This is a genomic window from Pseudomonas sp. Pse1 (assembly GCF_024519635.1).
GTDB lineage: Bacteria > Pseudomonadota > Gammaproteobacteria > Pseudomonadales > Pseudomonadaceae > Aquipseudomonas.
In genome coordinates this window covers 101989-115706 of sequence record NZ_JALJRO010000004.1, presented here as the reverse complement: position 1 = coordinate 115706, position 13718 = coordinate 101989, and the positions used below count along the sequence as shown (strand labels likewise).

Here is a 13718-nt window from a genome sequence, read left to right as displayed (position 1 = left end):
GGGGGCGGGTTTACCTCATGGGGATTTGCAAATAATTTTCAAAGGGGGGATTTTTTTGATTTCAAGTAGCCTGGGTGTACCGGGAATCTGCGGTGTTCGCGCTATGTGCGGCCTGCCACAATCCTTGCCGGCGCAGGCGATGGGAGATACAGCAGCGGTCCACCTGACACCGCACCTTCGACTCACCGCACAAAAATCAGACTACCCAACTCATGCTGCTCAAACCCCAGCACGCCTTGCAATGAAGCCAGCACCGCACGCGGGTCTTTGCTGGGAAAGCTGCCACTGATGCGGCGGGCGGCCAGTTCATCGTTGAGCAGAATGATCCGTCCGGGGTAATAGCGCTGCAGATCGGCGATCACATCGGCCAGGGGTGCCCTGGCGTAGTTGAGCCAACCCTGGCGCCAGGCCAGTTGCGCCTCACTGTCGACAGCGTGCAGCGGCTCGGCACGGCCGGCGTGATACGCCACTTGTTGGCCCGCGCCCAGCACCTGCTGTTCGGCACCCGCCTGCGCGGTCACCCCGACTCGTCCCGACAGCACGGTCACCTGCGCCCCCTGCGGTTGCAACCGCACCTCGAACTGCGTCCCCAGTACCCGCGCCCGCCCCTGTTCGGCCTCGACCACGAACGGTTCGCCAGTGTGAGTCACACTGAAAAACGCCGCGCCGCGGCGCACTTCGACGTGCCGCTCGCCGCCGCTGAAATCCACCGCAATCGCACTGTCGGCATCCAGCGTCACCTGCGACTGGTCGGCCAGGGTCACGCTGCGCACCTGACCGGGCGCCGAGACGTAATCGGCGCCGAGGTCGTTGAACCAGCGCGCCGGCTGCCAGCCCGCGCCCATCGAGACCATCAACAGCAGACAAGCGGCCATCGCCAACCCCGCCGACCAGCGCCGCACGCGGGAATAACGGGAGCGCTCCATGGCATCCAGATAACCTTGCAACGCCAGCGCCTCCTCAGCAGCGAGGACTCGCGCCGGCCCCTCACTCAACTCCCAGAGCACCTGGGCCTGGGCATAAGCCTGGGCATGGGCCGGATCGGCCAGCAGCCACTGGCTGAAGGTCGCCTGATCGCCGCTGCTGGGCTGGTCGTGCAACAGGCTCAACCAGGCCAGCGCGGCCTGTTCCTGGGCGGGCGTCGGACTGAGGGGGGTACTGGGGTTCACGGGGCTTTCCCTGGCGTGCGCGGTTGGGGGTCTCGCAGGCTGGCCTTACAGGCTTCGAGCGCACGCATCATATGTTTTTCCACGGCACTCTGGGAAAGCCCCATGGCCCTGGCGATGTCCGCGTAGGTGCGACCGTGGATGCGATTGAGCAGGAAAATCTGTCGGCTGCGCTCGGGCAGACTGCGCAAGGCCGCCTCTACATGGCGCAGATCATTACCGGCTTCCAGCGCCGCTTGCGGCTCCACGCCGAACTGATCCTGTTGCTCCGGCAACCAGGCCTCACTCAGCCGTCCGCGCGCGTCTTCGCTGCGCAAATGATCGATGGCGATATTGCCGGCACAGCGCAGCAAATACGTGCTGAGCTCTTCCACCTGAACCAGTGGCCGGCGCCAGAAGCGCAGGAACAGGTCCTGCACCAGATCGGCCGCCGTCGCCCGACAGCCCACCCGCCGATTGACCAGCGCCTCCATCTGCGAACGCTGGGACAAAAACACCTGCAGGAAATGCGCCCGGCCACCCGGGTTGTCCGGGACGTCAGTGGTCTGCGATTCAGGAGGCGTGAGGTTCATTGCAGATTCGACTCGACTACAACAGCGCCAGCGGACTGCCGAGCAGCCCGGCGACCGCCAGAGACAGCGCCAGGCGCGGCCGATACGGCAGCAACCAGACCAGCAGCAGCGCGCTGGCCATCAGCGCTGCACACCAGTCCACCAGCCCCAGGCTCCAGCCAGCCGCCACTACTGCCGGCCACATCGACAACGCCAGCAAGCTCCAGCCCAAGGCTTTGAGCAGATGACGCTGGCGCGTGGTCGGTGTGCGTCCCAACAAGTCGCGGTGGTGCCGATCCATCGACACACACAGGGCGCTGAAACCGCCGTAACACAGCAACAGGGCGAGCAACATTCAGATCACCTTCTGCGCAAGGGGGACTTTTCGCGCACGCTCGGCACCTTTAGGCGCAAGCGCCGTGGCACGCTGCATTTTCCACGCAGCCCAGGCCAGGAACAGGCCGCTGCCCAGGCACGTCAGGTCAAAGCCGAGCATGGCTCGATCGCCCAGGATCAACGAGATGATCAGGCCATTCGCGGTGGTCAGGGCGTTGAGCAGCGGCACGCCGCAGAACAACAGCGCCGCCAGCGTCAATTGCTCAACCCAGGCAGCGCGCCCCGGACGCAGGGCCGCATGCACCAGGCTCAGCCCCCAGGCGATGAAAAAGCTGTTCACCTCCCAGCCGGCGCGCTCGGCAAAGCCCACTGGCAACAGACGGTTGGCCCAGAAGTAAACGGCCACGGCAATCACCAGACCGGACATGCTGGCGATATTCGCCACTTCCACCAGGCGCAACTCAAACGGCATCACCGCGCTTTTTGCATGCTTCAACTGGCGCTTGCCGAGCCAGATCACCAGCCCGGTGCCGATCATCGCGGTGCCGGCCAGGCCACAGATGAAGTACAGCCAGCGCAGAGCCGTACCGGCAAAGTGCCCCAGATGCAGACCGTAAACACTGCCGGCCAGCACCATCGGTGCCGAACGTTGCGGGTCGGCGCCGAGGAACTGGCCGTTGACTCCATCGAACGCCACCGCGCTGCCAAACTCGTAGGCCACCCGGTCGGCGCTGCTGCGCATGAGATTCACTGTGGCCTTGAGGTCGCCCGGTTGGCTCACGGTCACCAGGCTGACCTGTCCACCGCCCCAATGCGCCTGGGCCTTTTCAATGAACGGCGCCAGCGCCAGCAATTGACCGGGCTGACCCGCCGCCGCTGGCGCATCGGTGGACGCCGGAAACAGTTCGCTGAAAAAACTGTCGGTGTCGCCCTTGTAGGCCACCAGAATGCTCGCCGGCATCACCATGTACATGAAGATCACCAGGCTGCTGTAGGTGATCATCAAGTGAAACGGCAACACCAGTACCCCCACCGCGTTGTGCCCGTCGAGCCAGGAGCGCTGGCCCTTGCGCGGACGGAAGGTGAAGAAGTCCTTGAAGATCTTCTTATGGGTAATGATCCCGGTGATCAGCGCCACCAGCATCAGCATCGCGGCACTTGTGGCCAACCAGCGTCCCCAGGGATGAGGCATCTGCAACTGGTAGTGGAAGCGGTAAAAGAAATCGCCGGCACGGGTATCGCGGACCTGAATCTCTTCGCCGCTCAGCGGGTCGAGTTGGCGATTCTCCCGTGGGCCACGCCGGCCCTCGTTACCGGGCATCTGCCAGGACACCGACAGCCCCGGATCGCGCGCGCTCGGCAGGCTGATCACCCAACGCCCGGCATCGGCGGCGTGTTGCTGTAGATAGTGCTGGGCCAACGTCAGGCTGGCCTCACTGCTGACCGAGCGCAGCGGCACTTCCGGCTGCATCCAGTGGCTGATCTCGTCCTTGAAATACGACAGGGTACCCGTGAGGAAAATCGCGAACAGAATCCAGCCGAAGATCAAGCCGGTCCAGGTGTGCAGCCAGGCCATTGCCTGACGAAAGCCCTCTTTCATGATTGCCCCAGCCAGTAACCCAAACCGCCGAATGCGGCCAGCACCAGGCCCGGCACCGCCAATCCAAACCAGGCCTGCCAGGCACTGCGACTGGCGAAGCACCAGAGCACCGCGACCAGGTACACCAGGAACGAGGTCATCATGCCGCTGACCACCGCTTCGGCACGGGGCATCGGCAGCCAAAGGCTCAGGCAGATGCTGGCCAGTGCCGCAAGCAGATAGCCGCCAAACAAGGCGGCCAGCACCCGTGAAGTGACAGCCAGGCGATAGGACATGGGAAGGCTTTTCATGTTTCAACCTTGAAACGGAAGGGAATCTGCGCGCGGTCCGTGCCAGCGCAGGGTCAACAGACGGCGATAATAATGATAAATATTCTCATGTGCAAAATACTCCGATGAAAAAGCCCACCGCCTTCGGTCAGCGCTGATTGCCGAATGACAGCATCGCCCTCTACAATGCGAACAATTCTTGTTCTCTAAAGCATCTGCATGTTTGCGGAGTGGTCGCGTTGCCTCCAGCCAATACCGTTGAAAGCCTCTACCACGCCCATCACAACTGGCTCACCGGTTGGTTGCGGCGCAAGCTCGGCTGCCCGCACAACGCCGCCGACCTGGCGCAGGACACCTTCATCCGGGTTCTGACCGCTCGCGAGGCCAGCCCCATCATCGAGCCTCGTGCATTCCTCACTACTGTCGCCAAGCGCGTGCTGTTCAATTACTACCGCCGTCAGGACCTTGAGCGCGCCTATCTCGATGCGCTGGCGCAGATGCCGGAGCAGGTCATTCCCAGCGAAGAAGAAAAAGCGATCATCCTGCAAACCCTGGTCGAACTCGACCAACTGCTCGACGGCCTGCCGCGCCCGGTCAAACGTGCGTTCCTGCTGGCCCAGGTCGATGGCCTGAAGCATCGCGAAATTGCCCAGGAGCTGGGGATTTCCATCGCCACGGTAAAACGCCACCTGACCATGGCAGCCATGCGCTGCTACTTCGCCCAATGATGGCGGGTATGAATAGCGCAGGTGACTTCTCTGCACAGGTCGCCGAGCAGGCGGTCCACTGGCTCCTGGAAATCCAGAACGGCCCCCTCAGCCCGCGCCAACAGCACGCCTTTCAACAGTGGCTGAACGCCCACAGCGAACATCAGCGTGCCTGGGATCATATGCAACGGGTCAATCAGCGCCTGCGTGGCTTGTCGTCGCCGTTGGCGCACACGGCCCTCAATGCGCCGAAGTCCGGCAGCCGGCGCCAGGCGCTCAAGTTGCTGCTGATCCTTGGCGCCGGTTGTGCCGCGACCTGGGGCCTGCGCGAGCCGCTGATGCCGATGCTGGCCGACTACCGCAGCCCGATCGGCCAGCGGCGCAAGCTGCAACTGGAAGATGGCAGCCAGTTGCAACTCAACACCAATACTTCGGTGGACGTGCGTAGCGAGGCCGGACAGCGGCTGATTCGCCTGCTCGACGGCGAAATCATGCTGACCGCAAGCAAAAGCCTGCACCTGCAAACCGCCCAGGGCCTGTTACGCAGCGATTCGGCGCGACTGAACGTGCGCCAGCTGCGCAACAGCACCCAGGTAGCGGTATTCGCCGGGCGTGTCGAGCTCACTGCCAACAGCGGTGCTTCGCTGTCGATCGGGCCCAACCAGCAATTGGCATTCACCGACCAGCACTGGGACGCGCCACGCGCCCTGGATGCCAACAGCGGCGCCTGGACCGACGGCATGCTGGTGGCGGCTCACATGCGCCTGGCGGACTTTCTCGACGAGTTGGGCCGCTATCGACGCGGCCAGCTCAACTGCGATCCACAAGTCGCCGACCTGCTGATCTCCGGCAGCTACCCACTGGACGACAGTGAGCGCGTCCTCGAACTGCTGGAAATCAGCCTGCCGGTGAAAGTGCAGCGCTTTACCCGCTACTGGGTGACGGTGCAGGCGCGAGCGTAACCCTCGCCTCGCAACATTATTTTGAATCTGTGTGAGCTGTTTTTCAGATCTGGCGTGACAGAGAAGGAAAGCCACCTTGATTGCCCCTTCTCAGGATCGTCCCCATGTCCACCCCTGCTACTCGCCTGACTCCCCTCGCCCGCTCGTTGCGCCAGCTTGTGCTGGGCGCCAGCCTCAGCTTCGCCGCCCTGCCGATGGCACTGGCCAGTGAGACAAAGGTTTATCAGATCGCCCCGACGTCGCTGGAAAGCGCGCTGAATCAGTTCGGTCGTGAAGCCGGGGTGCTGATCTCGTTCGGTTCCCAGGTCACCAGCGGCTTGCAGAGTCAGGGCCTGCGCGGCAGCTATGACGCCGAAAACGGCTTGCACGAACTGCTCGAAGGCACCGGCCTGCAAGCCCGCGCCGAGGGCAATAACGCGTTCAGCCTGCAGCCTGCCGCTGACCCGATCGCGCCCCAGACTCTGGAGCTCGGTGAGTCGAGTGTGGTCGGCGACTGGCTGGGGGATGCGGCGGCGATCAACGTCTTTGAACACCCCGGTGCGCGGGATGTGGTGCGCCGTGAAGAATTCGAACGCCAGGGCGCGACCCAGGCCCGCGACGTGCTGAACCGCGTCCCCGGCGTCAATGCCCCGGACAACAACGGCACCGGCAGTCACGACATGGCGCTGAACTTCGGCATCCGTGGCCTGAACCCGCGCCTGGCCTCGCGCTCGACGGTACTGATGGACGGCATTCCCGTGCCGTTCGCCCCCTACGGCCAGCCACAACTGTCCTTCGCGCCGATCAGCATGGGCAACATGGACGCAGTGGACGTGGTGCGTGGCGGCGGCGCGGTACGTTATGGCCCGCAGAACGTCGGCGGCATCGTCAACTTCGTGACCCGGGCGATTCCCGACGAACCGACCGTCAAAGGCGGGTTGCAGACCGAGACCAGTCCGTCCTCCAGCCATGATGGCTTCAAAAGCACTGGCAATCTATTGGCCGGCGGTACCGCGGATAACGGCCTGGGCGGCGCGCTCCTGTACTCCGGCACCCGTGGCGGCGACTGGCGCGAGCACAGCGACACGCAAATCGACGACCTGATCCTCAAGGGCAAATACCAGCTCGACGACGCCAACAGCTTCAATGCGATGGCCCAGTACTACGAAGGCAACGCCGACATGCCCGGCGGCCTCAATGTTGCCGACTACGATGCCGATCCGTACCAGTCGACCCGCCCCTACGACAAGTTCTGGGGCCGCCGCACGATGTTCAACGTCGGCTACCGCTATGAGCAGGATCGCCGCGAATTCACCGTCAACAGCTTCTTCACCAAGACCCTGCGCAGCGGTTATCTGGATCAGGGCTCGTTCCTCTCGCTGTCACCCCGCGAGTATTGGGTGCGTGGTCTGGAAACCCGTTTTGCCCAGGGTTTCGACCTTGGCCAGAGCAGCCATGAGGTCGGCGTCGGCTACCGCTATATCAACGAAGCCGGTCACGAACTGCGCTACCGCACGCCGATCAGCGCCAACCAGCAATTGCCCACCACCGACAGCCGCAACGACCGCGATACCCGTGGCGGCACCGAGGCCAATGCATTCTTCGTCGACGACCGCATCGATATCGGCAAGTGGACCATTACCCCGGGCATGCGCTACGAGATGATCGATTCGCAGCAATCCAACAACCTGACCGATGTGAAGTACAAGGGCGACTACAGCACCACGCTGCCGGCCTTGAATGTGCTGTATCACCTGACCGACGAGTGGAACCTGTACGCCAATACCGAAGGCTCTTTCGGCAGCGTGCAGTACAGCCAGATGCCCAACCGGGTAACCAGCGGCGAAGTGAAACCGGAGAAAGCCCGGACCTGGGAACTCGGCACCCGCTATGACGGCGGCAACCTGCGGGCAGAAATTGGCGCCTTCCTGATCAACTTCGACAACCAGTACGAAAGCAACCAGACCAACGATTCGGTGATTGCCCGTGGCGAGACCCGCCACCAAGGCATCGAGACCAGCGTCAACTATGCGCTTGAGGGCCTCAATCCGGCACTGGCCGGCTTCGATGTCTATGCCACCTACGCCTACGTCGATGCAACCATTCGCGAAGATGGCCCGAACAAGGGCAACCGCGTGCCCTTCTCTTCCAAACACAAGGGCACCCTGGGTGTCGGCTACACCGAAGGTCCGTGGCAGCTGAATGTCGATAGCAGCTTCCAGAGCAATCAGTACGCCGACAACGCCAACACCGGCACCGAAAGCGCCGACGGCAGCACTGGCAAGATCCCCGGCTACATGCTGTTCAGCAGCCGCGCCGCCTACGATTTCGGCCCACAGCTGTCGGATCTGACGGTCGCGGTCGGCGTGAAAAACGTCTTCAACACCCAGTACTTCACGCGCTCGTTCGACGACAACAACAAGGGCAAATACGTGGGCGAGCCGCGTACAGTGTATGTGCAGACGTCCATCGCGTTCTGATCAACTGCCCGCCAGGCACGACGGCGTGCCGGCCACCAACGCGTCGATGGCACAGCGCGTCTTGGCCGGCATATGGGCCGCCGTGGGCCAGATCACATGGATCGGTGAAGGCTGCTCACGGTAGCTGGGCAACACGGCTTCCAGTTGTCCACGCAGCACATAGTGCGCCACCAGCCAACTCGGCAACCTGGCCAGGCCCACACCCGCGATAGCGGCATCGGCCACGGCCTGGAGGTCGTCCATCAGCAGCAGCGAAACCACCCGGGAACGGTTTGGGGTGTTGCTGCGATAGGCGATACCTCGGTGGCCGGCGAGGTCGTCGATCGATTCAATTGGCCCCACACGTTGCAAATACGCCGGCGCAGCCGCCAGGCACACGGACTGCTCACCCAGGCGGCGCGCGCTGAGGCGGTCGGTGTCGGGCAGCGGGCCGATTCGCACGGCCACGTCGAAGCCTTCCTGGGCCAAATCCACCAGCCGGTCGGCGAAGCAAATCTCGATTTCCAGCTCTGGATAACGCGCCATCAAGCCCCACAGTGCGGGCGCCGCGTAGTGATGCCCGAATGCCAGCGGCAAACTCACCCTTAAGCGTCCCCGCGGTTGTTGGCGACCACTTTCCAGGACGGATTGCGCTGCCTCCAGTTCCGCCAGTGCGCGCAGGCAATGTTCGTAATAGACCTGGCCGTCTTCGGTGAGCCGTTGGCGACGGGTCGAACGCTGCAACAGGCACGTGCCAAGCCGCGCCTCCAGCCGCGCCAAACCCTTGCCCACCGCCGAGCGCGTGAGATTGAGCCGTTCGGCGGCCTCGGTCAGGTTGCCGCTTTCGACGATCTGCAGAAAGAGTTCAACGCCATCAAAACGTGGTGTGGCCATGGTGCAATTGTCGCCCTTGAGTCCCCTATGCAAAGAAAACTTATCACGAATAAAGAACCAGGTTCCCGCGAGAATGACTCCCATCGTTTATCCACAGGAGAATCCCATGCCACCCGCCGCCACCTTATCGGGCGCCAGCACACCCAGCACCGCCAGAAACAACCTGGCTCTCACCGCCGTGTGCCTGGTGGCACTGATGTTCGGCCTGGAAATTTCCAGCGTGCCGATCATCCTGCCCACCTTGGAACAGCAACTGGGCACCGGTTTCCAGGACGCCCAATGGATCATGAACGCCTACACCCTGGCCTGCACCAGCGTGCTGATGGCGGCAGGCACATTGGCCGACCGCTTTGGCCGTCGACGCATGCTGGTGTTGTGCCTGTGGGTATTTGCCGTGGCTTCGCTGGTGTGTGGGCTGGCCGACAGCGCCTCCACACTGATTGTCGCGCGGTTTGTCCAGGGCATTGGCGGTGGGGCGATGATGATTTGTCAGTTCGCCATCCTCTCGCACCTGTTCCGCGACCCGGCAGCGCGGGCGCGGGCATTTGCCATATGGGGCGTGATTGCCGGCGTGGGCCTCGGCTTCGGGCCGATGGTCGGCGCGTTGATCCTGGCCGTGGCGGATTGGCGCTGGGTGTTCCTGGTGCATGTGCCACTGACATTGTTCACCTTGGTACTGCTGCGCGTCAGCGTGGAAGAATCCCGCGACCCGGCCACTCATCGCCTCGATATCGCCGGCATGCTGACGTTGACGCTGTCGGTGTTTGCACTGGTCTACTTCATCACCCAAGGCAGCGAAAATGGCTTTGTAACGGGTTGGGCCGGCCTGGCGCTGGCTGCGTTGCTGTTGTTTATCGTGATTGAGCGCCGCAGCGCGCACCCGATGTTCGACTTCGCGGTATTTCGCATCCACCGTTTCAACGGTGCGTTGATGGGCTCGATCGGCATGAACTTCAGCTTCTGGCCTTTCATGATCTACCTGCCGTTGTACTTCCAGGCCGGCCTCGGTTACGACACCCTGACCACTGGCGCGGCCCTGCTCGCCTATACCTTGCCGACCCTGCTGGTTCCGCCGCTGGCCGAGCGCCTCGCCCTGCGCTATGGCGCCGAAGGCGTCATCCCCTTGGGTCTGGGACTGATGGCTATTGGGTTTCTGGCCATGGCCGCCATCAACATGGCCGAACACCCGGATATCAGGCTGATACTGGCTAGCTGCGTGCTGACGGGCGTGGGCCTGGCGCTGACCAACTCGCCCACTACCAACACCACCACGGGCTCGGTGTCCGCCGACCGCGCGGGCATGGCGTCGGGCATCGACCTGAGCGCACGATTAATTACCTTGGCAATCAACATCGCGCTGATGGGCCTGGTGCTGTTGCTGGGCATCAGCCATCAACTGGCTGAGGTGTTGCCTGCGAGCACTGCACTGGACTGGCCGGCCATCAGCCAAAACATTGCAGCGGGTAAGTTGGATTCGCCGGGGCTGGCACTCAACGATGCCCAGGCAGCACTGCGCCATGGCGCCGGTTGGGCGATGTTGTTTGCAGGGTTGGGTGCGTGTGGGCTGGCGCTGCTGAGTCGGTATTTTTTCCGACGCAGCTAAATGAAAGCGGGCCTGCAAATGCAGGCCCGCTTGTAGAGGATGAAAAACCGGTCAGCCGTTGATCACAGCATTTTCGTTTTCCAGGAATTCCTGCTCCAGTGCGTCTTCATTCACTTTGTTGATTGGCTGGTTTTTCCCGGCAGCGCGTGGCTTGCCTTGCAGTCGACCAAACAGATGTTCCAACGCGTGTTCCAGTTTGGTGGCCGCGCTGTCAATCGCCTGTTCCAGGGTATCGCCCTTGGCGGACACCGACAGTGGTTGATGGCCTTTTGGCCGTGCTTCCAGGCGGCAACTTAAATCGTGGGGACCGGGCTTGTCGCCGTTCTCATCCCGCAGGTAGACCTCAACACGGGTCAGATCTTCTTCATAACGTTCGAGCGTGCTCTCAATGGTAGTACGTACCCACTCCTCCAGTCGGATGCTGCTTTCAATATGGTTATCGCTGTTGACTTGGATTTGCATAGTTCATCCCTTATTTCAGCTAGCTCGCGAGAGGTCCGGGGTGGTCTCGAAAAACCCAGTTACCGTGACCTCTTACTTACAGAGTTGGGCAGATCCGGAAACAATTCAACCCCTAAAAAAAGATAAATTTTCGACGGCGAAAAAGCCGGACAAAGGGTAAAAGCGCTGGTAAGGTCGGGAGTTGGGTCGGCTTGTAATACTGCAACAATTGCTCACAACTGCCCCTCACCCAAGGGGTGCAATCCACGAAAGATTTCCGCCTCTTCCACCAGCCAATCATGCACCGCACGCACGCCCGGGTGGCTTAAAGCACCGGGGGCATACAGCAATACGTAGCGTTTGTGATTCGGCACCGCGACCCCGAACGGCACTATCAAAGTGCCACGCTCCAGTTCATCGTTGAGCAAGGTACGCCGGGCAATCCCCACGCCCATGCCGGCAATCGCCGCCTCGATGGTCAGGTGGTTGCGATTGAAGGTGTGCCCACGCCGTACATCGGCACCGTCGAAGCCGATGGCATTCAGATAAAACTCCCACTCCGCGTATTCGTAGCTGCCCCGCCAGGCGGTGATGTCGTGCAACAACGCAAAGTGCCCGAGGTCGGCCGGGCCGTGCAGCGGCGGACGGCCGCGCAACAGGCTCGGCGCGCACACCGGAAAGATCTGCTCATCGAGCAAGGCTGTGGATAACAGGCCCGGGTAGCTGCCGTCGTTCAGGTCAATGGCCAGGTCAAAGTCGCCTTCGTGCAAAGCCACGCTGCTGTCTTCGGCCACCAGGCGCAACTGGATATCCGGGTAACGCTGTTGCAGGCGCGGCAAGCGCGGGGTCAGCCATTTACCGAGGAACGACGGAATCGAGCGCAGACGCAAAATGCCGCTGATCATCCCGGCGTCCAGCCGACGCAATTCGGCGTCGATGCTGCCGTAGGCTTCGCTGACGGTAAGGGCCAGGCGCTGGCCTTCGGCACTCAGTTCTACCCCGCGCGCGCGGCGATGGAACAGGCGAAAACCCAGGCGCTCCTCCAACTGGCGAATCTGCTGGCTCACCGCCCCCGGGGTGATGTGCAGCTCTTCGGCACAGCGAGTGAATGACAGATGCCGCGCCGCGCAGGAAAACACATGCAGCCAGACATAAGTCTGGGCGTGAAATTGACGACTCATCGTTTAGTCCTGCTAAAGCCTGTCTTAGGAAGTTTCGTTGGTCACCGCGGACCATGGTAGGCAGTATCGCCGACATTGCGCTTGGCCTACAAAAAATGGCAGCGATTCCTACTCCATTGCTTGTAAGGCTTTAGCATGGCTATCAGTGTTTTTGATCTCTTCAAAGTCGGCATCGGTCCGTCCAGTTCTCACACCGTCGGCCCGATGCGCGCCGCCGCGACCTTCGTCCAGGCCCTGTTCGACCAGGATTTGGCGGGCCAGGTAAAGCGCGTCGAAGTACGCCTGTACGGCTCGCTGTCTGCCACCGGCGTCGGCCACGCCACCGACCGCGCCAGCGTCATGGGCCTGATGGGTGAATGGCCCGACAGCATCGACCCCACCAGCATCAACCCGCGCATCCAACAGTTGCGCGACAGTGGCGAATTGCTGCTCGGTGGACGCCTGAGCATTGCCTTCGACTGGCAGCGAGATGTCCTGCTGCTCGACGAGAGTCTGCCTTACCACCCCAACGCTATGGCACTGAGTGCTTTTGGCGAAAACGGCCTACTGTTCGAGCAAACCTACTACTCGGTGGGCGGCGGGTTCATCGTCGAAGCCGCCGAAGTCGAAGCGGGTGCGCCGGCTACAGCGGAGGTGCAACTGCCGTACGACTTTTCCAGCGCCGCCGAACTGTTGTCGCTGTGCAAGCAGCACGGCCTGCGGGTGGGCGAACTGATGATGGCCAATGAGCGGGCCTGGCGCAGCGACGCCGAGATCCGCCAGGGTCTGCTGCATATCTGGTCGGTGATGCGCGAGTGCGTAGAGCAAGGCCTGCGCCATGAAGGCATCTTGCCCGGTGGCCTGGATGTGCCACGACGCGCGGCGAAACTGCACCGCAGCCTGCTGGAAATCGGCAAGCCGAACGTCATCAGTTCTACCCTGTCGGCGATGGAGTGGGTGAACCTCTACGCCCTCGCGGTGAACGAAGAAAACGCTGCCGGCGGGCGCATGGTGACTGCGCCGACCAACGGTGCCGCCGGGATCATTCCGGCGGTGCTGCATTACTACATGAAGTTCAACCCAGAGGCGTCGGAGGACGACGTCGTGGCGTTTTTCCTCGGCGCTGCGGCCGTGGGCATCCTGTGCAAAAAGAACGCTTCGATCTCCGGCGCCGAAGTCGGCTGCCAGGGCGAGGTCGGTTCCGCTTGCGCCATGGCCGCTGCCGGCTTGGCCGAGGTCCTCGGCGCCACTCCCGAGCAGTTGGAAAACGCTGCCGAAATCGGCCTGGAACACAACCTCGGCCTGACCTGCGATCCGGTCGGCGGGCTGGTGCAGGTCCCGTGCATCGAGCGCAACGCAATTGCTGCGGTGAAGGCGATCAACGCCACCCAGATGGCCTTGCGCGGCGACGGCAAGCACTTCATTTCCCTCGACCGGGTGATCCGCACCATGCGCGATACCGGCGCCGACATGCACGACAAATACAAAGAAACTTCACGGGGCGGCCTGGCTGTGAGCTGGGTGGAGTGCTGAGGAGCACTGCCTGATTGTCCCTGATAGGTCGGTGTGGTTAAACCGCACCAACCTGTCC

The 13718-nt window shown here is 62.4% G+C and carries 13 protein-coding genes; 5 read left to right on the top strand and 8 right to left on the bottom strand.

What is annotated here, in order from left to right:
* Nucleotides 1–182 precede the first annotated feature (182 nt).
* From NR126_RS07990 to NR126_RS07970, 5 genes are read right to left on the bottom strand one after another with little or no spacing between them, the layout of a single operon-like run.
* Nucleotides 183–1169 carry a FecR family protein gene (locus tag NR126_RS07990; RefSeq protein WP_256829986.1) on the bottom strand — a complete coding sequence of 329 codons (987 nt, stop codon included), beginning with the start codon at nt 1167–1169 and terminating at the stop codon, nt 183–185.
* Nucleotides 1166–1738 carry an RNA polymerase sigma factor gene (locus NR126_RS07985; protein WP_027618594.1) on the bottom strand — a complete coding sequence of 191 codons (573 nt, stop codon included), beginning with the start codon at nt 1736–1738 and terminating at the stop codon, nt 1166–1168. The genes NR126_RS07990 and NR126_RS07985 overlap by 4 nt, the downstream gene beginning before the upstream one ends.
* Before the next feature lie 16 nt (nt 1739–1754).
* A complete protein-coding gene (locus NR126_RS07980) occupies nt 1755–2072 on the bottom strand; it encodes a DUF3325 domain-containing protein (protein WP_027618593.1) in 318 nt (105 codons plus the stop codon).
* Nucleotides 2073–3653 carry a PepSY domain-containing protein gene (locus tag NR126_RS07975; protein ID WP_027618592.1) on the bottom strand — a complete coding sequence of 527 codons (1581 nt, stop codon included), beginning with the start codon at nt 3651–3653 and terminating at the stop codon, nt 2073–2075.
* On the bottom strand, nt 3650–3943 hold the full coding sequence (locus NR126_RS07970; protein WP_027618591.1) for a DUF3649 domain-containing protein: 294 nt from the start codon (nt 3941–3943) through the stop codon (nt 3650–3652). Before NR126_RS07970 ends, NR126_RS07975 begins: the two co-directional genes overlap by 4 nt.
* Before the next feature lie 218 nt (nt 3944–4161).
* Here NR126_RS07970 and NR126_RS07965 point away from each other — a divergent pair, with 218 nt between their 5' ends.
* The 3 genes from NR126_RS07965 to fecA all read left to right on the top strand — a co-directional run bounded on the left by NR126_RS07965 (nt 4162) and on the right by fecA (nt 8050).
* The gene (locus NR126_RS07965) at nt 4162–4650 is read left to right on the top strand and encodes a sigma-70 family RNA polymerase sigma factor (RefSeq protein ID WP_027618590.1); all 489 of its coding nucleotides are present in this window, start codon (nt 4162–4164) and stop codon (nt 4648–4650) included.
* Between the two features lie 8 nt (nt 4651–4658).
* Nucleotides 4659–5591, top strand: a complete 933-nt coding sequence (locus NR126_RS07960; protein ID WP_155953809.1) for a FecR domain-containing protein — start codon at nt 4659–4661, stop codon at nt 5589–5591.
* A 104-nt stretch (nt 5592–5695) separates the two neighbouring features.
* Complete coding sequence (fecA, locus tag NR126_RS07955) at nt 5696–8050, top strand: TonB-dependent Fe(3+) dicitrate receptor FecA (protein ID WP_256829985.1); 2355 nt, start codon at nt 5696–5698, stop codon at nt 8048–8050.
* Here fecA and NR126_RS07950 read toward each other — a convergent pair whose 3' ends face one another.
* Nucleotides 8051–8923: a LysR family transcriptional regulator gene (locus tag NR126_RS07950; protein ID WP_256829984.1), complete on the bottom strand. Its 873-nt coding sequence runs from the start codon at nt 8921–8923 to the stop codon at nt 8051–8053.
* Between the two features lie 106 nt (nt 8924–9029).
* On the opposite strand from NR126_RS07950, the gene NR126_RS07945 reads away from it, so the two are divergent.
* Nucleotides 9030–10526, top strand: coding sequence for an MFS transporter (locus NR126_RS07945; RefSeq protein ID WP_027618586.1), 1497 nt, complete (start codon nt 9030–9032; stop codon nt 10524–10526).
* Nucleotides 10527–10577: 51 nt separating this feature from the next.
* Here the strand turns inward: NR126_RS07945 and NR126_RS07940 are convergent, their stop codons facing one another.
* The gene (locus tag NR126_RS07940; protein WP_027618585.1) at nt 10578–10988 is read right to left on the bottom strand and encodes an HPF/RaiA family ribosome-associated protein; all 411 of its coding nucleotides are present in this window, start codon (nt 10986–10988) and stop codon (nt 10578–10580) included.
* Between the two features lie 212 nt (nt 10989–11200).
* Complete coding sequence (locus tag NR126_RS07935; protein ID WP_256829983.1) at nt 11201–12148, bottom strand: LysR substrate-binding domain-containing protein; 948 nt, start codon at nt 12146–12148, stop codon at nt 11201–11203.
* A 135-nt stretch (nt 12149–12283) separates the two neighbouring features.
* On the opposite strand from NR126_RS07935, the gene NR126_RS07930 reads away from it, so the two are divergent.
* Nucleotides 12284–13660 (top strand): L-serine ammonia-lyase, encoded by a 1377-nt coding sequence (locus NR126_RS07930; protein WP_027618583.1) that lies wholly within the window; start codon nt 12284–12286, stop codon nt 13658–13660.
* Nucleotides 13661–13718: the final 58 nt, after the last annotated feature.